Below are 23,519 nucleotides of genomic sequence, written 5' to 3'. Positions count from 1 at the left end.
GTGCCTTACCGGGCTTGCGCCACGGTCTGCCCCGGCGCGGTCAGCGCCACGGTGTCGTCCGGCAGGATCTCGACGGCCGCGCCGTTATGCAGCCTCAGTTGGCCCGACGTGACGACCTGGTCGCCGGCCTTGAGCCCTTCGGTCACCACCACGCGGCCCCGCAGGCGTTCGCCCGTCTTCACATAGGCCTGGCGGACGGTGGGTGCCGCGCCGGCCGTGCCGGATTCCGGCGCGGCCACGACATAGACCGAATCGCCATAGGCGCTGTAGCTCACGGCCGTCTCCGGCACGGTGATGACGTTTGGGCGGTCGGGCAGGCTGATCCTGCCCTGCGCATACATGCCGGCGGACAGCGCGCCGTCCGGATTGGCCAGCAGCGCCTGCACGCGGACCGTGCGCGTGCCAGGGTCAACCTGCGGTTCCACGGTCGTGACCTTGCCCTGAAACGCACGGCCGGCGTGGGCGTCCACCGTCACCGACACCGGCTGGCCCACGCGCAGCGTGCCCAGCGCCTGTTCGGGCAGCGTGAGGTTGGCGTACACGGAGGACGCATCCGTCAGCGACACCAGCGGATCGCCGGCGCGGGCAAACTGGCCCAGGTTCACGCGGCGCACGCCCAGCACCCCATCGAATGGCGCCTTGATGCGCTTCTGGTCGATCAGCGCCTGCACGCGCCGCACGTCGGCGGCGGCCTGCTCATGGTCGGCCTGCGCCTGATCAAGCTGTTCGCGCGTTGCGGCCTGCAGCGGCACCAGCCGGCGCGTGCGGTCCAGCAAGGCCCGCGCGTTGCGCGCCTGCGCTTGCAGCCGCGCCAGCTCGCCCTGCTCGGGCGCGTCATTCAACTGCACGAGCAACTGCCCGGCCTTCACGGACTCGCCCGGCGTGAACAGGATCTGCGCGACACGACCGTCCACCTCGGCGGGCACCAACACCTGGCGCGTGGCTTCCAGCGAGCCGATGCCGGCCAGGACGACCGGAAAATCCGCCTGCACTGCGGCGGCCACGGCGACCTTGGCGGGCGGCATCGACCATCCGCCGCCCTGCGTTGCCGCTTTGGATTTCCAGTACATCGCCCCGCCGGCCACCGCCGCCACGGCCAGGGCGACAACCGCCCATGCTCCTGCCTTCGCCTTCATTTTTCGCTCACTTTTTATTTAAACAAGAATTTGCTTGGATAATCCACGAATCGGGGGGATTCGTCAAAGCAGCGAAAGCAATGAAGGGGATAGCGGCGGCCTATGGGCGAAAAAAAGGCCACGCGATGCGCGTGGCCTAAGGGGAAAAACGGAACGGGTGGATCAGCGCAATCGGCTCAACCGCGAACCATGTGCAGGTAATGACGATGCCGCTCGTATTGATCCAGGATGTCACCGATCACCGCGTCGCGGCTCCAACCCATGATGTCGTAGTCCTGGCCGCCTTCGCGCAGATGGACCTCGGCGCGGAAATACTTGCGCTCGTCTTCGTCGGCCGCCTCGTCTGGCGTCAGGCTGGGCCGCACGAAGGCCTGCGGCTGGACGGCGTAGGAAAAGTCCAGATGTTCGCCGTGCGAGACTTCCAGGATCGCGCCGCCGTCAACTTCGTCTTCGCGCACCTCAACCGCGTAGCCCTGCTTGCGCAATTCATCGGCCACGTCTTCCAGGGCCGGCCGCACCACGTCCGAGATGAAGCGCAGCACGTGGGCGCGGCGCGGCATCATGACCATGTTGCGCAGGCGGCGTTCCCAGGACTGGCCGCCGCGCGCCGGCCGGGAAAGCGTGAGCGACTGGTAGCGGATGCCCCGCTTGGTCGCGTCAAGCTTGAGCGCCTTGAACAGCCCCCATAGCGACAGCAGCAGGATGATCGAGAACGGCAGCGCGCTGGCGATGGTGGCGGTCTGCAGCGCGGTCAGGCCGTCGGCCAGCAGCAGCGCAATTGCCACCGCCCCCATGGACAGCGACCAGAAGATCCGCTGCCACACCGGCGTGCGGTCCGCGCCGCCCGAGGCCAGCAGGTCCACGACCAGCGCTCCGGAGTCGGCGGACGTGACGAAGAACACGGCCACCATTGCGATGGCAAAGACCGATATCACGCTGCTCCAGGGCAATAACTCAAGAAATGCGAAGAGCGCCAGCGAACTGTCCTTATCCACCGCCTGCGCCAGGCCCTGGTCGCCGCCAACCAGTATGTAATAGATGGCCGTGTCGCCAAACACCGTCATCCAGAACAGCGTGAAGCCGGCTGGGACCAGCAGCACGCCGCAGACGAACTCACGGATGGTGCGGCCGCGCGAGATGCGGGCGATGAACAGCCCCACGAAGGGCGACCACGCGATCCACCAGCCCCAATAGAACAGCGTCCAGCCGCCCAGCCAATCGGTCGGCTCGTAGGCGTACAGGTTGAAGGTCTTGTTGACGATGTCGGACAGGTAGGCGCCGGTGTTCTGCACAAAGGTCTGGAACAGGAACACCGTGGGGCCGGCAATCAGCACGAACAGCAGCAGGATCACGGCCAGCACCATGTTGGCTTCCGACAGGATGCGGATGCCCTTGTCCAGCCCGCTGGCCACCGACATCGTCGCCAGGCTGCAGGTGATGACGATCAGGATGATCTGCGGCACCACGCCGACCGGAATGCCGAACAGGTGATTCAGCCCGCTGTTCATCTGCGCCACGCCCAGGCCCAGCGACGTCGCGACGCCCAGCACGGTGCCAATGATGGCGAAGATGTCCACCGCATGGCCGATCGGGCCATGGATGCGGTTGCCAATCAGCGGATACAGCGCGGACCGCAGGGTCAGCGGCAGTCCGTGACGGAAACTGAAGAATGCGAGCGTTAACGCCACCGCCGCGTAGATCGCCCAGGCGTGCAGGCCCCAATGGAAGAAGGTGATCTTCATGGACTCGCGCGCCGCCTCGACCGTGCCGCCCTCGCCCACCGGTGGCGACACGAAGTGCATGACGGGCTCGGCCACGCCGAAGAACATCAGCCCGATGCCCATGCCGGCGGAGAACAGCATGGCGAACCAGGTGAAATTTCGGTAATCGGGCTCGCTGTGGTCCGGGCCCAGCTTGATGTCGCCGTACCGGCTGATGGCCAGGAACGCGACCGAGAGCAGAATGATCGCGACGACCAGGATGTAGAACCAGCTGGCGTTGCTGATGATCCAGGCCTGCATCGCGCCGAAGAGGTCCTGCGCCGCCTTGGGCGCAATGATGGCGAAGGCGACGAGCAGCACGGTGAATAGGGCTGCGGAAAAGAAGACGGGCCGATGGATGGTTGTGCCGGGTCGGGATTCCGAAGTCATGGATGCACTCCTTGCGCCCGAGGGTCGCGGAACATGGCGCTGGCCCCCTCAGCACGACCGGTGCACCGCCGGTATTACTATCACGGGCGCACCCAAGCTGACAATCACCTGAGTCAGGAATCGGAAGTTTTCAGATCGGCGCCGCGGTCTTATTCGGGCTTTGCGTCGCCGAAGACCACGCGGCGGAAGAACCCGGCCAGCACGGCCTCGGTCATCTCGGGCGTGACGGCCTGGGGATCGAAGGCATAGCTGAACTGCATGCCGTCGGACAGAGCCAGGAGGCCCAGCGCAAGCTGCTCGGCCGGCAGCGGCAGCGGTGTGCCGACGAGAGCCGAAAACTGGCGGATGTATTCGGTGGTGGCGGCGCGCAGTTCGCGCAGACAGGCGATGAACCCCACGCGGAAGTCCGGATCGCGCGCGGCCTGCAGCTTGCCTTCCATCCACAGCAGGAAACAGTCGTTTTCGCGATAGTGCGTGCTGTAGTAATCGAGCACGCGCGCTTCCATCTGTTGCCGGGTCTCGCCGGCTTCGAAGATGGCGCGCATGTCGGCCATGACGTTTTCATGGTCGCGCTTGAGCAGTTGCAGAAACAGTTCGGACTTGCTGCCGAAGTTGCTGTAGAACGCCCCGCGCGTATAGCCCGCCTGCTCGGCGATGTCTTCGACGCTGGCCGCCACGAAACCCTTGGACAGAAAAATCGACTGGGCAGCGTCGAGCAGGCGCTGACGCGTCTGGTCACGGCTCTGCTCTCGGGTTAGGCGGACTTTTGACATGGGCGGAGTTTAGCATCGGCGACGGTTTCAGATTCAACATTGAATCCGGATACATGACTGTATTAGAATCCAGTCCGTATCGAGTCCGACTCGCCCTTTTCCTGCCCTTTTCCGCGCCGCGAGGTGTTTCGTGAATTGTCTTGGCCCGGCCGTGCGTTCCACCGCGCGCCACGCCGCTGCGGATGCAGCGCCGCTACCTCCCGTTTCCCTGCCCCACCGCCTGACACGCCTGATGGCAATGTCTGCCGTGCTTGCCCTGGCTGCCGCCGTGGCCGGCTGCGGCCGCGAGGAGGCGCCCGCCCCGGCGCCGCGTCCCGTGGTCGCCATGCCCGCGCAGGCGGACGAAGCCCTGCCCGCCTGGACATTGCCCGGCGAAGTCCAGGCCCGCTACAGCACGCCGCTGTCGTTCCGCGTGGGCGGCAAGATCATCGAACGCAAGGTGCGGCTGGGCGACACCGTCGCGCCCGGCCAGGTCCTCGCCAAGCTGGATCCGGCCGACGCGGCCAAGAACGCCGCGGCGGCGCGCGCGTCGCTGTCCGCGGCGCAGCACCAGCTGGACTACGCGCGGCAGCAGTTGGACCGCGACCGCGCCCAGGCACGTGAAAACCTGATTGCCGCGACGCAGCTTGAACAAACCCGCAACGCCTATGCCTCCGCGCTTGCGCAGCGGGACCAGGCCGCGCAGCAGGCGGCGCTGGCGGCCGACCAGCTCAACTACACCACCCTCACGGCCGACCACGCTGGCGTGATCACGGCAGAACAGGCCGACACCGGACAGAACGTGGCGGCGGGCACCCCGGTCTACCAACTGGCCTGGTCGGGCGACATCGACGCACTGTGCGACGTGCCCGAAAGCGTGCTGGCGGGATTGGCGATCGGCCAACGCGCCAGCGTCACGCTGGGTCCGTTGCCCGGCCAGACCTTCACGGCAGTGCTGCGCGAGATTGCGCCGGCCGCCGATCCGCAAAGCCGCACCTACCGCGCCAAGCTCACGCTGGAATCGCCCTCGCCCGACGTCCGGCTGGGCATGACGGCCAACATCAGCTTCGACAACCGCTCGGCCAACGGGCAGACCACCTTTACCGTGCCGGCCACCGCCCTGTTCCATGAAGGCCGGGAGCCCGCGGTGTGGATCGTCAAGCCCGATGCCGACACGCTGGAACTGCGTCGCGTGCAGGTGCTTCGATACGACGCGCGCACCGTCACGCTGTCGCAAGGCCTGCAGGCCGGCGAGCGCGTGGTGTGGCAAGGCGTGCATACGGTGTCGGCGGGCGAGAAGGTGCGCCCGGTGCCGCCGCTGCATCCCGAGGACTTCGCGTCATGAGCGCCCCCGGCCAGGAAGGGGGCAAGCAAGCCGGCCAGGACGCCCACCGCCACGAGGAAGGCCGGTTCAACCTGTCGGCCTGGGCGCTGCGGCATCAGCCGCTGGTGATCTTCATCATCACGCTCGTCACGCTGTTCGGCGTGCTGTCGTATTCGCGGCTGGCGCAGTCCGAAGACCCGCCCTTCACCTTCCGTGTCATGGTGATCCAGACCCTGTGGCCGGGCGCCACCGCGCAGCAGGTGCAGGAGCAGGTCACCGACCGCATCGCCAAGAAACTCCAGGAAACCGCCAATACGGACTTCCTGCGCAGCTACTCGCGGCCCGGCGAATCGCTGATCTTCTACACGATGAAGGACTCGGCCCCCGCCAACACGGTGGCGGACCAGTGGTACCAGGTGCGCAAGAAGGTGGGCGACATGCGGGCCACGCTGCCGCAAGGCGTGCAGGGGCCGTTCTTCAATGACGAGTTCGGCGACGTCTACACCAACATCTATACCTTGCAGGGCGACGGCTTTTCGCCGGCGCAGCTGCACGACTATGCGGACAAGCTGCGCACAGTGCTGCTGCGCGTGCCCGGCGTGGCCAAGGTGGATTACTTCGGGGATCAGCCCGAACACATCTACATCGAGATCACGAACACGCAGCTCACCCGGCTGGGCGTGTCGCCGCAACAGATCGCGCAGGCCATCAACAGCCAGAACGCCGTGCAGGGCGCGGGCACGCTGACCACGGCCGACGACCGCATCTTCGTGCGGCCTTCTGGGCAGTTTCCCAACAGCCGGGCGCTGGCGGACACGCTGATCCGCGTGAACGACAAGTCGATCCGGCTGGGCGACATCGCCACCATTCATCGCGGCTATGACGATCCGCCCGCGCAGCAGATGCGGTTCAGCGGAGAAACGGTGCTGGGCATCGGCATCACCATGCAGCCGAATCAGGACGTGGTGCGCCTGGGCAAGTCGCTGGACGCGAAGTTCAAGGAAATGCAGGCCCAACTGCCTGCGGGCCTCACGTTGAAGGAAGTCTCCAGCATGCCCACGGCGGTGTCGCATTCGGTTGACGAATTCCTGCGCTCCGTCGCGGAAGCCGTGGCGATCGTGCTGGCCGTGAGCCTGGTGTCGCTGGGCTTGCGCACGGGCATGGTGGTGGTGATTTCCATCCCCGTGGTGCTGGCCATCACGGCGCTGTTCATGGAGATGTTCGGCATCGGCCTGCACAAGGTGTCGCTGGGCACGCTGGTGCTGGCGCTGGGCCTGCTCGTGGACGACGCCATCATTGCGGTCGAGATGATGTCGGTGAAGCTGGAACAAGGCTGGAACCGCACACGCGCCGCCGCGTTCGCCTACACCAGCACCGCGTTTCCGATGCTGACCGGCACGCTGGTCACCGTGGCGGGCTTTCTGCCGATTGCGCTGGCCAAGTCCGCCACGGGCGAATACACGCGCTCGATCTTCCAGGTGTCCGCCATTGCGCTGATCACCTCGTGGTTCGCGGCCGTGGTGCTGATTCCGTTGCTGGGCTACCGCCTCTTGCCCGAGCGCAAGCGCGAGGCGCATCTGCCGCACGACCACGAACACGACATCTACAACACACGCTTCTACCAGCGCCTGCGCGGCTGGGTGGCGTGGTGCGTGGACCGCCGCTTTCTGGTGCTGACCGGCACGGTAATTGTTTTTGCCGTGGCCATGGCGGGCTTCAAGTTCGTGCCGCAGCAGTTCTTTCCGAGCTCGGACCGCAGCGAGCTGCTGGTCGACGTGCGGCTGCAGGAAGGCGCGTCGTTTGCGGCGACGCTGCGCCAGGTCGAGCGTCTGGAAAAGGCGATCGAGGGCCGGCCCGAAATCGCGCATTCGGTCAGCTTTGTGGGCACGGGCGCCCCGCGCTTCTACCTGCCGCTGGACCAGCAGTTGGCGACGCCCAACTTCGCCCAGCTCGTCATCACGACACATTCGGTGGAAGATCGCGAAAAGCTTGCGCAGTGGATGGAGCCGATGCTGCGCAGCGACTTCCCCGCCATCCGCAGCCGCCTGTCGCGGCTGGAGAACGGACCGCCGGTCGGCTATCAGGTGCAGTTCCGCGTCAGCGGCGACAAGATCCCGGACGTGCGAGCGGTGGCCGAGAAGGTGGCCGCCGAAGTCCGCGCCGACACACGTTCGGCCAACGTGCAGTTCGACTGGGACGAGCCTTCCGAGCGCTCGGTCCGCTTCGAAGTCGACCAGCAGAAGGCGCGCGAACTGGGCATCAGCTCCAGCGACATCTCGGACTTCCTGGCGATGACGCTGTCGGGCTACACCGTGACGCAGTACCGCGAACGCGACAAGCTCATCAACGTCAGCCTGCGCGCCCCGCGCGAAGAGCGCGTCGACCCCGCCCGCCTTGCCACGCTGGCAATGCCCACGGCGAACGGTCCCGTGCCGCTGGGCAGCATCGGCCAGGTGAAGTACGACCTGGAGTACGGCGTCATCTGGGAACGCGACCGCCAACCCACGATCACCGTCCAGGCCGACGTGATCGGCGGCGCGCAAGGCATCGACGTCACGCGCGCCATCGACAAGAAGCTGGACACGCTGCGCGCCGAGCTGCCGGTCGGTTTCCGCATCGAAGTCGGCGGCCCGGTGGAGGAAAGCGCCAAGGGCCAGACGTCCATCAACGCGCAGATGCCGCTGATGGCGGTGGCCGTGCTGACGCTGCTGATGGTGCAGCTGCAAAGCTTCGCCCGCGTGCTGATGGTGGTGCTGACCGCGCCGCTGGGGCTGATCGGCGTGGTGGCCGCCCTGCTGCTGTTCGGCAAGCCCTTCGGCTTTGTCGCGATGCTGGGCGTGATTGCCATGTTCGGCATCATCATGCGCAACTCGGTCATCCTGGTGGATCAGATCGATCAGGACATCAGCGCGGGCCACAAACGTGTGGACGCCATCGTGGGCGCCACGGTCCGGCGCTTCCGGCCGATCACGCTGACGGCGGCCGCCGCCGTGCTGGCGCTGATTCCGCTGTTGCGCAGCAACTTCTTCGGCCCCATGGCGACGGCCCTGATGGGCGGCATCACCAGCGCCACGGTGCTGACGCTGTTCTTCCTGCCGGCCCTGTATGCCGCGTGGTTCCGCGTGAAGCACGACGAGCGCGACGAACCTGAAGGCGTGCCGCCCGGCGCCAACGCGGGCGACACGGTGGAACGAGGAGCCTGACGATGCAACATTCCATCCCTTCCGTCTGCCTGCGATTTGCCGCGCTGCCGCTGGTGCTGGCGCTGGGCGCCTGCGCTTTTGCGCCGGACAGCAGGCCGCCCGCGATGGCCGAACCCGCGCAATACGGGGTCGAGGCCGCCCCTGCCGCCGGCGCCGCCGCGCAGGGCGTGGCACAGCGCTTCGAACGCGGCGCGCACCCGGTCCCGCAATGGTGGACGCGTTACCAGTCCGACGCGCTGAATGCGCTGGTCGAAGAAGGCCTGGCCAACAGCCCCGACCTGGCCGCCGCCGAACGCAATCTGGCCGGTGCGCGCGAGCAATTGCGCGGACAGGTCAATTCGTCGCTGCTGCCCACGGTGGACGCGGGCGTCAGCGCCACGCGCAACCGCGCGCTGACGATGCCCAACCTGCCGCAGCCCACTGCGCTCTTCAATGTCTTCACAGGTCAGGTGCAGGCCAGCTACAACCTGGACCTCTTTGGCGCGGCGCGCTTTGCCAACACGTCGCTCGCCGCGCAGGTGGAACAGCAGGCCTATCAGCTGGAAGCCGCGCGGCGTTCGCTGGCGGCCAACATCGTCACGGGTGCGATCACCTCGGCCTCGCTGGCCGAACAGGTGGCGCTGACGGAAAAGCAGGTGGTGCTGTTGCGGCAGGTCGCGCGCGATACGCAGCGCCGGTACGAACTGGGCGCGGCGTCGCAGAACGACGCGCTGGACGCGGATCAGGATGCCGCCACGCTGGAGGCATCGCTGCCCGGCCTGCGCGCGCGGTGGCATGCGACGCGTCACGCGCTGGCCGTGCTGCTGGGCCGCAGCCCCGATCAGGCGCCGCCGGATCTGGCCTTCAGCACGATCGCCGTGCCCGATACGGTGCCGGTAGTGGTGCCGTCGGAACTCCTGGCTTCCCGCCCGGACGTGCTGGTTGCCGAGGCGGCGCTGGTGGCGGCCGCCGCCGACGTGGGCCTGGCGACCGCGCAGCTCTTTCCGAGCCTGTCGCTGACGGCTTCCATGGGCAAGGGCGGGTTTGCGTGGGCGGATGCCTTGTCGGGCGCCGGCTCCATCTGGGCCATCGGCGCGTCGCTGACGCAGCCGATCTTCCACGGCGGGCAGTTGCTTGCCGAGCGCAGCGCCGCCAAGGCGCGTTATGAGGCTGCCGTGTTGCAGTACAAGCAAACCGTGCTGACCGCGTTCCGCGACGTGGCCGACACGCTGTCACGGCTGGATGCCGGCGGGCAGGCGCTGGCATCAGCCGAAGCCTCGCGGCGCTCGGCGGAGCTGTCCTATCAGAACACGGCCAAGCGCGTTCGGCTGGGTGCGCTGGCGCCTTACACCCAGTACGCGTCCGAACAGCATTACGTGGCGGCGCGCCTGCGAGAACTGGAATACGCCAACGCCCGCATGACGGAAACGGCGGCGTTGTTTCAGGCGATGGGCTCGCCGGCGAGCGCCGCGCCGCAGCAGTAGCGGTCGCGGTCGGTAGAAGTAGCAGTAGCAGTCGATAGAAGTAGCGGTAGCGGTACGCCACGGCCTTTTCGGCGTGGCGGTCTTCCGGGCGCCCCCGTTGCCCGGTCACGCCCGCCTGCCCGGCGCGCCGGATCCCGCTGCCTGTCAGCCCTTCTTGAACAGGCGCTTGACGAGGCTGACCACGCCCAGCACCACCGCGCCGGCGACGATGCCGAACAAGGCATTGAGCAGCGTGGACACCAGCGCGTGAACGACGCCGCCCCCGCCAACCGCCGCAGCGGCGTGTTCGACGGCCGCATGCACCGGCGGGATGCCGTGGGTCAGGATGGCGCCGCCGACCATGAACATCGCGGCCGTGCCCACCACCGACAACGTCTTCATCAGATAAGGCGCCGCGGCCACGATGCGCTCGCCCATCCAGGCCAGCGCGCGCGACGATTTCTGGCGGAGGTACAGGCCCAGGTCATCCAGCTTGACGATGCCGGCAACCAGGCCGTACACGCCCACCGTCATCCCGATGGCAATGATCGACAGCACCGCGACCTGCCGCGTGAAGTCGGCGCCGGCCACGGCACCCAGGCTGATAACGATGATTTCCGCCGACAGGATGAAGTCGGTGCGCACCGCGCCTTTGATCTTGGTCTTTTCGAACGCCACCATGTCGACGGACTGGTTCTGCAGCGCCTCGGCGCGCGCAGCGTGGTGGCCTTCGGGGGATTCGCCGTGAGACAGGTACTTGTGCGCCAGTTTCTCGACGCCCTCGTAGCAGAGGAACGCGCCGCCCAGCATCAGGAGCGGCGTGATGGCCCAAGGCGCGAACGCGCTGATGAGCAGCGCCGCGGGCACCAGGATCAGCTTGTTGATGAAGGAGCCCTTGGCCACCGCCCAGACCACGGGAAGCTCGCGGTTGACCGGCACGCCGCTGACCTGCTGGGCATTGAGCGCCAGGTCGTCGCCCAGCACGCCTGCCGTCTTCTTTGCCGCCACCTTCGTCATGACGGAAACGTCATCCAGGATGGTGGCGATATCGTCGAACAACGCGAAGAAACTGCTTCCGGCCATCAAGAACCCCTGTCGCCCTGTAAGGTGTTCCGAGTGTACAGGCGGCGGTCGCCGGTTTCATGCAACGGAGATGGCGCTTTTCATTCCTTTTGTGTCCGGCCCGGGCCGGTTTGCTACATCGCCTCGATGCGCGGGTAAAGATCGCGGTTTTCGCGCTGCATGCGCTCGTGGACGCGGCGCAGCACGGTGTTGGCGTCGTCCCGGAAACCGCGCTCGTCCAGTTCCAGGTTGCGCGCGTTGTTCCAGCGCTTGGCAAAGCCTTCATAGGCGGCGGCGATGGCGTCCATCTCTTCCTGGAATTCCCGCCCCTTGCGCGCCAGTTCGGCGTCGGCGCTGCGCGCCACGGCCGGGTACAGCGCCCGGTCCTCGACCGCCAGATGCAGCTTGATGGTGGCGCTCATGGCCACGATGCCCTGGGCGATTTCGGCCGCGTTGCGGGCCACGCCCGCCAGGGCCAGCCTGCGCAGCGTCGCGATCCCTTCCAGGATATCCACGTGCTGCTGCTTGAATTTGTCGATGTTCATACAAACCTTCCCTGCTGATGCCGCGGGGCCGGCGGGCCCCGCCCTTCCTTGCCGCGCCCGTCAGGCCGGCGCGCGCGCGCCTGCGTTTTCAAAGAGGATGTTGTTCTCCAGGTGGATGTGCGCCATCAGGTCTTCCTTGAACTGCCGGATGCCCAGGTACAGCGCGCGCCAGGTATTGCAGGCGGCGCGCGGCAGCGTCACGTTGTTTGTCAGCGCCATCAGGCGTTCGAGCGCGACGCCGTGGTCGTCGTGTTCCATGCGCATCACCATGATCGGCATGGTCGCCATGGCGCCGTGACCGCGGGCCAGCATGGGGAATAGCACCTGTTCCTCTTTCTGCATGTGGCTTTCCAGTTCCTGCTGCATGGTGCGCAGGTGGTCGGCCAGGCCGGCCGGGCAGTCCGGGCTGTCGGCATGCACCTGTTCAACCTTCAGGGCCAGGCGGATGAGTTCCGGAAATTGCTGGCGATGCACCTCGTGGTAGCGCGCCAGGATGTGGTCGACCAGTTCTGCCGGCGAAGCCAGCCCCCAGTCGGTTTCGTGTTGCGGATTCTGCGCCAGGGCCTCCAGACGGGCCTCGATCTGCGCTGGGTCCAGCGAACGCTGGGCCGCCGCCTCGGCCAGGCTCTTCTTGCCGCCACAGCAGAAGTCCAGATCGAACTCGTGAAACACCTGCGTGGCGCCGGGAATGCTGCGGGCCAACTGGCCCAGGGATTGCTCAACCATGCTCATCGCGTCTCTCCAAAGATCATTGCGGTGCTTCTCTACTTGCGAAATCCGTGCCAGGAAAAACTTGCGATTTATCAACCACCTGCGATTTAAAGGGTAGATATCACCCTTCAACAGGAGGGTTCTATTCACCTTGCAACGGTAGAATTCACCCCATGCAAAATCTCCTGCTCGCGGACCTGGTCGCCGACCTGCCGCCCGCCATCCGGCTTCAGCGACTGGTCTCCAGCCTTCGCACCCATTTCCGTTGCGGCGCGGTCGCGCTCTTGCAGCTTGAAGAGGACCATCTGCGCCCCATCGCGGTGGACGGCCTGACCCAGGACGCGCTGGGCCGCCGCTTCGCCGTGCAGCAGCATCCGCGGCTGGCGGCCATCCTGGGACGGCGCGGCGTCACCTGCTTTCACCACGACAGCACGTTGCCGGATCCCTACGATGGACTCATCAATGGCATGGCGGGCGAACCGCTGCCGGTGCACGACTGCATGGGCACCAGCCTGCACATCGAGGGCAAGACCTGGGGCGTGCTGACGCTGGACGCGCTGGAGGTCGGCACGTTCGACATGGAGGCGCAGGCCGACCTGCGCGATTACATCGTGCTGCTCGAAGCGGCGCTCCGCACCACGCGCCTTGAAGCCGAGATCCGTGCCCTGCGCGTGGCGCGCGGGCAGGCGCCGGCGGACAGCGCCGCTCCGGCCAGCAGCGACATCCTGGGCCAAAGCGAATCCATCGGCCGGCTGCTGCACGAGATCGAAGTCGTGGCCGATTCAGAGCTGCCCATCCTGCTGCTGGGCGAGACTGGCGTGGGCAAGGAGCTGTTCGCGCATCGCGTGCACGGGTTGTCGCGCCGCCGCGACCGGCCGCTGGTGCATGTGAACTGCGCCGCGCTGCCCGAATCGCTGGCCGAAAGCGAGCTGTTTGGCCACGCCAAGGGCGCATTCTCCGGCGCCGTCGCTGACCGCCCCGGCCGCTTCGAAGCCGCCAATGGCGGCACCCTGTTCCTGGACGAAGTCGGCGAACTGCCGCTGCTGGTGCAGGCCAAGCTGCTGCGCACCCTGCAGAACGGCGAGATCCAGCGGCTGGGCGACGACCGCCCGCGCACCGTGGACGTGCGTATCGTGGCGGCCACCAACCGCAGCCTGCGCGACCTGGTGCGCGCGGGCGACTTCCGCGCCGACCTCTATCATCGGCTGTCGGTCTATCCCATTCCCATCCCGCCCCTGCGCGACCGCGGCAACGACATCCTGCTGCTGGCCGGACGCTATCTGGAACTGAACCGCGCGCGGCTCGGTCTGCGCAGCCTGCGGCTATCGCCCGAGGCCGAGGAAATGATGCGGCGCTACCGCTGGCCGGGCAACGTGCGCGAACTGGAACACGTCATCAGCCGCGCCGCCATCAAGGCCGTCAGCCACGGCGCCAGCCGCAACGAAATTGTCACGCTGGGGGCCAAGCTGCTGGATTTGTCCGATGGCGACATGCCCGCGTCGCTGGAGGATGATGCGGCCGAGGCGCCCGATGCAAGCGCACCCTTGCAATCGCTGCGGGACGCGGTGGACGCCTGCCAGCGTCAGGTCATCCGGCGCGCGCTGGATGTCAATCAGGGCAACTGGGCGGTGGCGGCGCGGGCGCTGGATGTGGATCCGAGCAACCTGCATAAGTTGGCAAGACGGCTGGGACTGAAAGCCTGAGGCGGTTCACCGGAATGTTGTGCTGCAGCCGGTATGCCGATCAGAAATTCGTGAAACCAGCGCTACCCAAAATGAAATGGGCCGCCTCGCGTAACGCGGGCGGCCCGGTCTGGCTATTGCGCCGATCATGGGCAACGATTCGCGCTGCCCGGCGGCGCGCATCGCGCCGTCAATCTACCCGGGAATGCGCATCCACCATCAGGCGGCCGTGCGTGATCGCGGCATCGACCGCCATGCCGGGCGTGGCGACGAACCCGCCGGACACGAAAAGCGGCACGGGATGCAGCTCGCCGAGCCGGTCCCGATCACCCGCCAATTCCACGGCCACGGTTGCGGTAAAGGCCGGACGGCGCGCATTGCCGACCGGAACCCGGGACACGCTCGCCGTCAGCCGATAACCCTTGTAGACCATATTGTTATGAAACATGGGACCTCCAATATCTGACCGAAAGGCCTCGCGGCCACCGGTCACAATGCGCGGATCTGCGTTGCGTGCGGACCCTTGGCGCCTTGCGCGGTCACGTAGCTGACGCGCTGATTCTCAACGAGCACCTTGTGACCGTCACTGACGATCTCCGAGAAGTGCGCAAACAGATCCTTGCCGCCGTCCTCGGGCATGATGAAGCCAAAACCCTTGGCATCGTTGAACCACTTCACAATTCCGGTTTCCATTGACGCTTTCCTTTAAATGCGGGCAAACCCGCGAAATGAGGCCAGTCAAGGAAAGGATCGCGAACAATTAGGCGCCCCGCGGAGGGTGCAAGACCGGACGAAAATCACGATGCTCGAAAAGACTCCAGGTCACTATGGGCGGCGTGCGGGGGGAAGTCAACGCGCTTTGTGCTTAATGAGTAACCAATCCACTCAGCGCGCAAGCCGGCTGACAAAAGCGCGTATGCTGGCCGCTTGGTGCTTGAACGCGCGTCGCCTCGCCGTATCGCCATATGAGGAACAACTCGTGGTCATTCAGCGCCAACCCCGGCCGCCAGCCCCCCGCCCCGTCGATCTTCCCGCGATAACGGCGGGCGCTGCGTGAGCGTTTTCAGCAGATCCATCGCCCGATTCGCCAATGCGTGCATCAAGCGCCTTCCTTCGAAGCCACGGCCGCCCGGAGGCCATGGCGACATCCGGCGCGATCCCCGGAGCACCCCGGGTTGCGACCCCGGGTGCGATCCCTATCCCATTCACGCCGCCATTTCGTCGCCATGGCGCATTTACCGCATTTATGCCCGCCCCGGCCATCTGCTACTGCGCAACGAGCAAGGCCACATCCTGAATTTGGGCGTTATGAAAGGCGCTGAACCCAATCTGCGTTACCGGCTGTTCGCGCGCGACCTGCAGGGCCGGGGATTCGCCACGCGAACGCAATTGCTGGACGACATTGCGCGGCGTATCGAAGCGGGCGAAGTCAACCAGGAGTTGCGGACCCTGCCCGCATGGGACAGGCCGCTTGGCGCGGATCTGGACCGCGGCACGCACACGGACGTGTCGACGAAGCTGTCACGATAGCGCGGGCCCGGCACAGCGCCCCTGGGTCCGGCCGCGGCCTGCGCCTCCGGTCCGCGGCAAGCGATGCCATCGGATATCCTCCCCGCTCGATCAATTCTGGACCGGCCGATGAAAACCGCCACCGAGATTCTTGACGCCTATGAGCGCCTGGGCTGGAAGAACAACGACCCCATGGCGCAAATGCTGCAATTGCGGCGGGATGCGCCCGCCGCGTTGGCCGATCTGGTCCTGCAGGCACTGGACAGGCCGATCAAGCACGCCACCGTCATTGACGCCGCGCTCGACCTGATGGACGACGCGGCCTACGTGGCCACGGTTGGCGAAGTCTGGCGGCGCGGCGCCGATTCCGAACTGGCGCGCGCGGTCCTGGATTCCGCAGCGGTCCAGCACCCTGAAGCCTTTGCCCGAGACTGGGAGCGGCTGCTGACCGCCGTGCAGGACGACGACGGCGGTCCGGAATACGCGGCCGATCTCGCATGGCGCGCCCTGGACGACGCCACGCTGCTCGACTGGCTGCACCGGCTGGACGACGACCTCGCCGAAGGCAGTCCAGGACGCGCGCGCGCCGTCGCGTTGCTGCGGTCGCGCCGGCCGCAGACGGTATACGCGGCCTGGCGTCGCCTGTTTCCCGAGGCCGACGCCCCCGATGCCGCATCGTGGTTGCAGCAAGCGGGCTATGCGGAACACGGAGGGGGCTTGCGCGCGTTGCACGGCGAACAGCCGCTGCACATCGGTTTTAGCGCTGCGCAAAGAAAATCCATGCTGGCGCAACAGCCGGCATGGCGGCGCGAGATGCAGCGCGCGCATCCCACCTGGAACCCCGAATCAACGGACCGCGCGCAAGCGCGCATGGGCGGCACGTCGGCAAACCGCTGCGGCCTGTGCCACGGCCCCTTGCACCGGCTGCTGGCGATTCAGGATGCCGCCGCAGCAGGCATCGATAATCACAGCGCCATCGAATTCGCGACCTGCCTGTCGTGCCAGGGTTGGGAAACCGACGGCGCCCTTTTCTTTCGCCACGCCGAGGACGGCGCGCCGCTTATGCACCCCAGCCAGCAGCGCGACGCCCCCTTGAAGCCGGACTTCGTCGCGATTCCGCTGCTGGAAGCCGGCGTGACGCTGTTCAAGGCGCCGGCGCGCTGGCATTGGCAGGACTGGGGCGAGTCCAATGGCCGCCAGAACCTCAGCCGGGTCGGCGGCGCACCGAGCTGGGTGCAATCCGCCGACTACCCGGCGTGTCCCGACTGCGGCGAGGACATGCCTCTGGCCATGCAGTTGGACTCCGGCCTGCCGCAAGAGGACGGTGGTGAATGGCTGTGGGGCAGCGGCGGCTGCAACTACACCTTCTGGTGCGCCGCCTGCCGCGTCAGCGGGCACCTCTGGCAGTGCACCTGACGCGCGCTCGGCAACTGCATTCCGCATTAGGGCCGTCAGCCCTTGGGCATTTCGCGCTTCAAGCAGGCATTGACCACATCGGTCACGCCCTTGCTCAGCCTTTCGCTGTCCGGCGTGGCGCTCTTGGTCGCCAGCAGCTGATCCAACTGCTTGAATTCCTCGTAGGGCACGGACTTCTGCAAGCCGTCGACCATGCAATTGCAATAACTGGCGGCCTTCGCGTCGACTTCCGGCGACGCCTGGACCCTGGATTTAAAACCGGCGACGCACGAGCTGTAGGTCTCGCGCTGGACCTCGGGCGGATAGGCGTCTTTCTTGCCGCACGCGGCAAGCGCCGCCAGCGACAGCAGCCCCACGCCCGCCGCAACCCGCAATGACGTTCCAGCCATGAACCCCGCTCCTGATGATTTGAAAGCGGACCATTGTGGCACAGCCGAAAACCGCCGTTGCGCCAGTCGCCGTGCTCAGGCCATGCCCGCTGCGCAATCCAGAATGGCGCGCCGGAATTCATGCATCAGCGGCGACCAGGCGGTCCCCTGCCGGGAAATCAGCGCAATGGCGCGCGGCAGCGGCCGGCCAAGCGCCACCGGTAGCGCGACGACGTCCGCCCCAGTCTCAAGCGCGCTTTGCGGCAGCAGCGCCAGCAGATCCGTCTGCGCCAGCAGCTCGAGCGTGCCCTTGGAAAAGTGCTCGACCTCCAGCGCCGCGGCGGGCAACGGCAGGCTGCTTTCCGCGTACCGCGAATCCAGGGCCTTGCGGGCAATCGAGGAAGGCTTGGGCAGAATCCACCGCAGGTCCGCCAGATCGCGCAATGCCAGTTTGCGGCGCGTGGCCAGCGGATGGTGGCGGCTGGCCGCCACGCAAAGGCGGTCTTCCATGATCGGTTCATGGTGCAGGGTCGAAGGCACGTCCGCATAGATGGGCGTCACGGCCAGGTCCAGCTTGCCGCTGGCGACCTGCTCGTTCAGGTCATCCGATAACCCCTGCGTCAATTGCACCCGCAACGCCGGTCGGCGCGGCAGCAGGTGCCGCATCGCGGGCATCGCCACGCTGTCGACGGTCGCGCCCGTTACCCCCACGCGCAGCAATCCCGCCTGGCCCACCCGCAATTCCGCCGCGTGGCGCATGGCGTCCCGGTACTCGGCCCAAAGCCGTTTGGCATGCTCCAGGAACACCAGCCCGGCGGACGTCAGGCGCAGTCCACGGCCGCTGCGGTCCAGCAACGCCAGCCCCGTATCAGCCTCCAGCCGCTGCAGCGATTTCGACAATGCCGGCTGGCTGACGCCGAACGACGCCGCGGCGCGTTCCAGGTTGCCGTACTCGACGGCGGCAAGGAAATACTCAATATCCCGCAGCGACAGATTCATAACCAAAGTTCATTCATTTACGTACTTTCGGGAATATAACGGCGACCTCGCCCTCCTAGAATCCTGGGATCAACCCGAGCATTCACCGAGGCGAGAGCACAATGGAACACAAGCCGAACATCGTCTTGATCGTGGCCGACAATCTGGGATGGGGAGAACTTGGCTGTTACGGCGGCGGCGCCCTGCGCGGCGCACCCACCCCGAACATCGACCGCCTGGCCACCGAGGGCCTGCTGCTGCAGAACTTCAACGTGGAAAGCGACTGCGTGCCCACGCGCTCGGCGCTGATGAGCGGGCGTCACCCCATCCGCACGGGCTGCCTGCAATCCGTCCCGCCCGGCCTGCCGCAAGGGCTTACGCGCGACGAGATCACGCTGGCGCAACAACTGTCGGGCCAGGGCTACGCCACCGCGCATTTCGGCAAATGGCATCTGGGCGACATCCCCGGCCGGTATCCCAGCGACCGGGGTTTTGACGAGTGGTACGGCATCCCGCGCACCACCGACGAAAGCCAGTTCACGTCGTCGATCGGCTTCGATCCCACGGTGGCGGACATTCCGCACATCATGCAAGGCGAAGCCGGCGGGCCGTCGGAGAACGTCAAGGTCTACGATCTGGACACGCGGCGCGGCATCGACGCCGAACTGGTGGACCGGTCCATCGGATTCATGCGCAAGCATGCCGAGGCGGCGCGCCCGTTCTTCCTGTATCTGCCGCTGGTGCATCTGCACTTTCCCACCCTGCCGCACCCCGACTTTGCCGGGCGCACGGGCGCGGGCGACTTCGCGGACTCCATGGTCGAAATGGACCATCGCGTCGGCCAGATCGTGCAGGCCGTAGACGAGCTGAACCTGCGCGAGGACACCGTGTTCATCTTCTGCAGCGACAACGGTCCCGAATACCGCAAGCCGTACCGCGGCACGGCGGGTCCCTGGAGCGGCACCTACCATACCGCCATGGAAGGCAGCCTGCGCGTGCCCTTCATCATCCGCTGGCCCGGCCGCGTACAGCCGGGTCAGGTGTCCAACGAGATGGTCCACGTGACCGATCTGTACACGACGCTGTCCCGCATCGGCGGCGCCGACATTCCGCGGGACCGGCCCATCGACGGCATCGACCAGACCGACTTCTTTACCGGAGCCAGCGCGAAATCCCTGCGTGAGGGATTCCTGTTCTACATCAAGGGCGACCTGCGCGCCGTGAAATGGCGCGACTGGAAGCTGCACTTCTACTGGGAGCCCGAGGTCAACGAGGGCAAGGGCAAACTGGAATCCCCGTACCTGTTCAATCTGCTACAGGACCCCAAGGAGGAGAGCGACATTCTCATCTTCAATACGTGGGTGCTCGGCCCCATCCTGAAAATGGTGCAGGCGTTCAACCAGTCGTGCGCCGAACATCCGAACACGCCGCCCGGCAAGCGGGATCCCGGCTGAGCGAAAGACGAATCACCGATAGCAGAAATCAAGGGGAAAACATGAAATTCGCTATCCAATGCTGCGCGATGCTTCTAAGCATCGCCATGCCCGCCGCGGCCGCCACGGCGGCCGACAGCAATACTCAATGGCCGGCCAAACAGATCACGTGGGTGGTGGGCTTCGTGCCCGGCGGCACGGCGGACGTGCTGACCCGCATCGCGGCGCAGGAGCTGGCGCGCCAGACCGGCCTGAACGTCATCGTGGAGAACCGTCCCGGGGCCTCGGGTGCGATCGCCCTTCAACTGGTCGCGCGCAGCAAGGCCGCCGACGGCTATCTGCTCACCGTGCCGGGACCGCTCATCTACCCGACGCCGCAACCCGACATCGGCCGCGAGCTGGCCCCCGTGATGCTGATGGCGCAGGGCCCCATGGTCATCGTGGGCCCTGCCCGCAACGCCAAGAACAGCCTGCAGGACGTGCTGGCCGATGCCCGCCGCCAACCCGAAGCCTGGAGCTATGGCAGCTCGGGCAACGGCACGTCGCAGAACCTGGCGGGCGAGTTGCTGAATCAATACGCCGGCACCCGCATCGTGCATGTGCCGTACAAGGGCGGCGGCCAGGCGGTGGCGGACGTTGCCGGCGGACAGATTCCGCTGGCCATCCTGGGATCCGCGCCGGTCATGCCGCAGATCAAGTCCGGCGCACTGAAGGCTTACGCCGTGACCACGCCCTATCGCCTGGACAGCCTGCCCGACTTGCCCACGGTGGAAGAATCAGGATTCAAAGGCTACGCCGCGACGCAATGGTTTTCGGTGGCGGCCAGCAATGCCATCACGAGCGACCAGCTTGAACCCATCAACGCCGCGCTGCGCGCCGCCGTCGCCACGCCCGCGTTCAAGGCGGCGGTCGACAACGCCGGCATGCTGGCCGGCGGCGGTTCGCGGGAAGACCTGCTGAAATTCATCCAGGCGGACAACGCCAAATGGAAGGCCCTGATCGACAGCGGCGCGGTGAAGCTGGCGAATTGAGCGGCGTGGCGCCTGAATGCGCTAAGGTGTCGGCCTGCCACAATCCGCAGCGCTTCAACCTTATCCGCCGCTCACCATGACGCCACCTCTTTCCTCCGCCCACCCCGTCGCCATCGATCCTGATCAGGTGGGCGAATACCCCGCCATGACCAAATCGGGCGGCGGCTATTTCTACGACGACGTCCTGGAATATCGCGTGTGGGTGCACCCGCATGCGGGCGGCGAAGACCTGCATGAGGGCGACGATTACTACTACGCCTTTGACACCTTCGAAGACGCCGCGGCGTTTTCGCAAGACACGCCGGGCGCGGAACAACCATTGGTGCTGGTGCGGCAGCTGGAGTCCATCAACGAGCCTACGCCGGGCGTCTTTGAACACCACACCGCAGAACGCATCACCGAATGGCGCGTGGAATGGCTGGCCGACAGCAAGCGCACCGCGACCTCCATCGCCGACTTCCTGAAAAGCCGCAGCGTCTGACCTGCGCGGGCCTGACGCCTCGGCATCAGCTCATGTACACGCCACCGTTGATGGCGTAGTTGGCGCCGGTGACAAACGCGGCCTCGTCAGACGCCAGCCACACGCACAACCCGGCCAGGTCCTGCGCGGTGCCCAGCCTGCCCACCGGCACGCTTTCCACGATGCGGTCCAGCAGCGCCGGCGGGAACGCGCGGACCGTGTCGTCGGCGATGAAGCCCGGCGACACCAGGTTCACCGTCACGCCGCGCGCCGCCACTTCCTGCGCGAGCGAGCGCGTGAAACCAATGACTGCACCCTTGGCGGTCGCAAAGTTGATCTGGCCGATCTGGCCTTTCTCGGCTGCCACCGATCCGATGTTGATGATGCGCCCCCAGCCGCGGTCCGCCATGCTGTCGACGACCTGCTTGGTGCTGTTGAAGAGCGTATCCAGATTGCTGCGCAGGACGGCCGACCAGTCGGCGTGGCTCATCTGCCGAAAACGCATGTCCAGCATGGAGCCGGCGTTGTTGACCAGCACGTCGATCTGGCCGACTTCGCGCCGGACCTTGGCAAAGGCCGCCTCGGTCGACGCCCAGTCGGTGGCGTCGCCTTCCGAGGCGATGAAGTCGTAACCCAGCGACTTCTGTTCCTTCAGCCAGTGGTCCTTGCGGGACGAGCGCGGACCGCAGCCGGCGACCACGCGATGGCCGGCGCGATGCAGCGCCTGGCAGATCGCGGTGCCGGTGTGGCCCATGCCGCTGGTGACGTAAGCGATGCGCAAAGCCATGGTGCTTCCTTTCAAAGTCATGCGGCTGGCGCCGCGGGGAATCAGGCGGCCGCGCCCACCAGGGGGAACAGGCCGAACGCCAGGGCGGCCGCCAGCATCACCATGCAGACCATCGTGGCCCACTTCAGCGCATAACGCTGGTGGTCGCCGAACTCCACGCCGGCCAGGCCGACGAGCAAGTAGGTGGACGGCACGAGCGGGCTGAGCAGGTGGACGGGCTGGCCGATCAGCGAGGCGCGCGCCATCTCGACGGGCGTGATGCCGTAGCCTTGCGCGGCTTCGCTCAGGATGGGCAGCACGCCGAAGTAGAAGGCGTCGTTCGACATGAAGAACGTGAACGGCAGGCTGACCAGCGCGGTGATGCCCGCCAGATACGGTCCCAGCGCGTCGGGAATGACGGCGAGCAGGCTGCGCGACATGGCTTCGACCATGCCGGTGCCGGACAGGATGCCGGTGAAGATGCCCGCCGCGAAGATCAGCGACACCACCGACAGCACGTTGCCGGCATGCTGCGCCACGCGGCGGCGCTGCTCGGCCAGGTTCGGGTAGTTGATGATCAGCGCGATGGCGAAGGCGATCATGAACAGCACGGGCAGCGGCAGCACGCCCAGCACCAGGCTCACCATCAGCGCCAGCGTCAGGCCGGCGTTCACCCACAGCAGCTTGGGGCGGCGCAGGTCGTGGTCGACCTCGATCTCGGGCAGGTTCTTCGGACCATCTTCGTCGTAGCCCGCATGCAGCGACGCGCCCTCCGGCAGCGCCAGCACGCCCAGACGGCGGCGCTCGCGCAGGCCCAGGAAGAACGCCAGGATCAGGATCGCCACGATGGACACGCCCATCACCGGCACCAGCGGCACGAAGATGTCGCCCGCGTCCACGTGCAGGGCGCTGGCGGCGCGCGCCGTGGGTCCGCCCCACGGCGTGAGATTCATGACGCCGCTGGCCAGCATCGCCAGGCAGGTCATGGACAGCGCGTTCATCTTCAGGCGGCGGTACAGCGGCAGCATCGACGCCACCACGATCATGTAGGTGGTGGACCCGTCGCCGTCCAGCGAGATCACCAGCGCCAGCACGGTCGTGCCCACCACGATCTTCAGCGGATCGCCCTTCACCGCGCGCAGGATGCGGCCGACGATGGGGTCAAACAGGCCCGCGTCGATCATCACGCCGAAGTACAGGATGGCGAACATCAGCATCACGCCGGTCGGCGCGATCTTGCGGATGCCGTCCAGCATCATCTTGTCGATGCCCGCGCCAAAACCGCCCAGCAGCGCAAAGATAATGGGGACAAGGATGAGGGCGACAAGCGGCGACAGGCGCTTGGTCATGATCAGCGTCATGAACGTGATCACCATGCCGAAGCCAAGCAGGGTCAGAAGCATGAGGGTTATCTCCAGCTAGTCGTTGTTATGTGTGCCTGCCTCCGGCTGGGGAAGCGGGTACGCAAGACTAGGAAGAAAAGCTGTCTGGAACCTGTCGTTTTTGTTGGCCGCGGAGACGCATTCGCGGCATGGGGGCCCTTTTCCCGCC

21 protein-coding genes are annotated in these 23,519 nt (G+C 66.4%); 9 read left to right on the top strand and 12 right to left on the bottom strand.

Going from position 1 to position 23,519, the window contains the following annotated elements:
• Window positions 1-5 precede the first annotated feature (5 nt).
• The 3 genes from AC6CIE_RS10735 to AC6CIE_RS10725 form a co-directional block, all read right to left on the bottom strand.
• The gene (locus AC6CIE_RS10735; RefSeq protein ID WP_498092211.1) at window positions 6-1,136 is read right to left on the bottom strand and encodes an efflux RND transporter periplasmic adaptor subunit; all 1,131 of its coding nucleotides are present in this window, start codon (window positions 1,134-1,136) and stop codon (window positions 6-8) included.
• A gap of 176 nt (window positions 1,137-1,312) precedes the next feature.
• The gene (locus AC6CIE_RS10730) at window positions 1,313-3,286 is read right to left on the bottom strand and encodes a BCCT family transporter (protein ID WP_175123031.1); all 1,974 of its coding nucleotides are present in this window, start codon (window positions 3,284-3,286) and stop codon (window positions 1,313-1,315) included.
• Window positions 3,287-3,435: 149 nt separating this feature from the next.
• Window positions 3,436-4,059: a TetR/AcrR family transcriptional regulator gene (locus AC6CIE_RS10725; RefSeq protein ID WP_175123032.1), complete on the bottom strand. Its 624-nt coding sequence runs from the start codon at window positions 4,057-4,059 to the stop codon at window positions 3,436-3,438.
• 232 nt (window positions 4,060-4,291) lie between these two features.
• Here AC6CIE_RS10725 and AC6CIE_RS10720 point away from each other — a divergent pair, with 232 nt between their 5' ends.
• The 3 genes from AC6CIE_RS10720 to AC6CIE_RS10710 are packed head-to-tail and all read left to right on the top strand — an operon-like array spanning window position 4,292 to window position 10,028.
• A complete protein-coding gene (locus AC6CIE_RS10720) occupies window positions 4,292-5,383 on the top strand; it encodes an efflux RND transporter periplasmic adaptor subunit (protein ID WP_175123033.1) in 1,092 nt (363 codons plus the stop codon).
• Complete coding sequence (locus AC6CIE_RS10715; protein WP_175123034.1) at window positions 5,380-8,565, top strand: efflux RND transporter permease subunit; 3,186 nt, start codon at window positions 5,380-5,382, stop codon at window positions 8,563-8,565. The genes AC6CIE_RS10720 and AC6CIE_RS10715 overlap by 4 nt, the downstream gene beginning before the upstream one ends.
• Window positions 8,566-8,567: 2 nt before the next feature.
• Window positions 8,568-10,028: an efflux transporter outer membrane subunit gene (locus AC6CIE_RS10710; RefSeq protein ID WP_218344821.1), complete on the top strand. Its 1,461-nt coding sequence runs from the start codon at window positions 8,568-8,570 to the stop codon at window positions 10,026-10,028.
• Window positions 10,029-10,172: 144 nt separating this feature from the next.
• Here AC6CIE_RS10710 and AC6CIE_RS10705 read toward each other — a convergent pair whose 3' ends face one another.
• From AC6CIE_RS10705 to ytfE, 3 genes are all read right to left on the bottom strand, one after another.
• Window positions 10,173-11,090, bottom strand: coding sequence for a DUF808 domain-containing protein (locus AC6CIE_RS10705; protein ID WP_191576815.1), 918 nt, complete (start codon window positions 11,088-11,090; stop codon window positions 10,173-10,175).
• Between the two features lie 113 nt (window positions 11,091-11,203).
• A complete protein-coding gene (locus AC6CIE_RS10700) occupies window positions 11,204-11,614 on the bottom strand; it encodes a hemerythrin domain-containing protein (protein WP_175123037.1) in 411 nt (136 codons plus the stop codon).
• Window positions 11,615-11,674: 60 nt separating this feature from the next.
• Window positions 11,675-12,346, bottom strand: coding sequence for an iron-sulfur cluster repair protein YtfE (gene ytfE / locus AC6CIE_RS10695; RefSeq protein ID WP_175123038.1), 672 nt, complete (start codon window positions 12,344-12,346; stop codon window positions 11,675-11,677).
• A gap of 152 nt (window positions 12,347-12,498) precedes the next feature.
• On the opposite strand from ytfE, the gene norR reads away from it, so the two are divergent.
• Entirely contained in the window at window positions 12,499-14,028 is a 1,530-nt protein-coding gene (gene norR / locus AC6CIE_RS10690) for a nitric oxide reductase transcriptional regulator NorR (protein WP_175123039.1), read from the top strand.
• 169 nt (window positions 14,029-14,197) lie between these two features.
• Here norR and AC6CIE_RS10685 read toward each other — a convergent pair whose 3' ends face one another.
• Window positions 14,198-14,455: a hypothetical protein gene (locus AC6CIE_RS10685; protein WP_175123040.1), complete on the bottom strand. Its 258-nt coding sequence runs from the start codon at window positions 14,453-14,455 to the stop codon at window positions 14,198-14,200.
• Window positions 14,456-14,496: 41 nt separating this feature from the next.
• Entirely contained in the window at window positions 14,497-14,700 is a 204-nt protein-coding gene (locus AC6CIE_RS10680) for a cold-shock protein (protein WP_129242965.1), read from the bottom strand.
• Window positions 14,701-15,060: 360 nt separating this feature from the next.
• Here AC6CIE_RS10680 and AC6CIE_RS10675 point away from each other — a divergent pair, with 360 nt between their 5' ends.
• Window positions 15,061-15,537 (top strand): hypothetical protein, encoded by a 477-nt coding sequence (locus AC6CIE_RS10675; protein ID WP_175123041.1) that lies wholly within the window; start codon window positions 15,061-15,063, stop codon window positions 15,535-15,537.
• 108 nt (window positions 15,538-15,645) lie between these two features.
• The gene (locus AC6CIE_RS10670) at window positions 15,646-16,932 is read left to right on the top strand and encodes a serine/threonine-protein kinase (RefSeq protein WP_175123042.1); all 1,287 of its coding nucleotides are present in this window, start codon (window positions 15,646-15,648) and stop codon (window positions 16,930-16,932) included.
• Window positions 16,933-16,967: 35 nt separating this feature from the next.
• On the opposite strand, the gene AC6CIE_RS10665 is transcribed toward AC6CIE_RS10670, so the two are convergent.
• Complete coding sequence (locus AC6CIE_RS10665) at window positions 16,968-17,321, bottom strand: hypothetical protein (protein WP_239213093.1); 354 nt, start codon at window positions 17,319-17,321, stop codon at window positions 16,968-16,970.
• Window positions 17,322-17,396: 75 nt separating this feature from the next.
• Window positions 17,397-18,299 carry a LysR family transcriptional regulator gene (locus tag AC6CIE_RS10660; RefSeq protein ID WP_175123043.1) on the bottom strand — a complete coding sequence of 301 codons (903 nt, stop codon included), beginning with the start codon at window positions 18,297-18,299 and terminating at the stop codon, window positions 17,397-17,399.
• 101 nt (window positions 18,300-18,400) lie between these two features.
• Here AC6CIE_RS10660 and AC6CIE_RS10655 point away from each other — a divergent pair, with 101 nt between their 5' ends.
• From AC6CIE_RS10655 to AC6CIE_RS10645, 3 genes are all read left to right on the top strand, one after another.
• Window positions 18,401-19,732 carry an arylsulfatase gene (locus AC6CIE_RS10655; RefSeq protein ID WP_175123044.1) on the top strand — a complete coding sequence of 444 codons (1,332 nt, stop codon included), beginning with the start codon at window positions 18,401-18,403 and terminating at the stop codon, window positions 19,730-19,732.
• A gap of 41 nt (window positions 19,733-19,773) precedes the next feature.
• Window positions 19,774-20,742, top strand: a complete 969-nt coding sequence (locus tag AC6CIE_RS10650; RefSeq protein WP_175123045.1) for a tripartite tricarboxylate transporter substrate binding protein — start codon at window positions 19,774-19,776, stop codon at window positions 20,740-20,742.
• A gap of 76 nt (window positions 20,743-20,818) precedes the next feature.
• The gene (locus AC6CIE_RS10645) at window positions 20,819-21,223 is read left to right on the top strand and encodes a GCN5 family acetyltransferase (protein WP_175123046.1); all 405 of its coding nucleotides are present in this window, start codon (window positions 20,819-20,821) and stop codon (window positions 21,221-21,223) included.
• A gap of 25 nt (window positions 21,224-21,248) precedes the next feature.
• On the opposite strand, the gene AC6CIE_RS10640 is transcribed toward AC6CIE_RS10645, so the two are convergent.
• Entirely contained in the window at window positions 21,249-21,989 is a 741-nt protein-coding gene (locus tag AC6CIE_RS10640; RefSeq protein ID WP_175123047.1) for an SDR family oxidoreductase, read from the bottom strand.
• A 41-nt stretch (window positions 21,990-22,030) separates the two neighbouring features.
• Window positions 22,031-23,371, bottom strand: a complete 1,341-nt coding sequence (locus AC6CIE_RS10635; RefSeq protein ID WP_175123048.1) for a CitMHS family transporter — start codon at window positions 23,369-23,371, stop codon at window positions 22,031-22,033.
• Window positions 23,372-23,519 lie beyond the last annotated feature (148 nt).

Source organism: Achromobacter sp. GQ309, from assembly GCF_059759315.1.
This window is presented reverse-complemented; position numbering and strand designations above follow the sequence as displayed.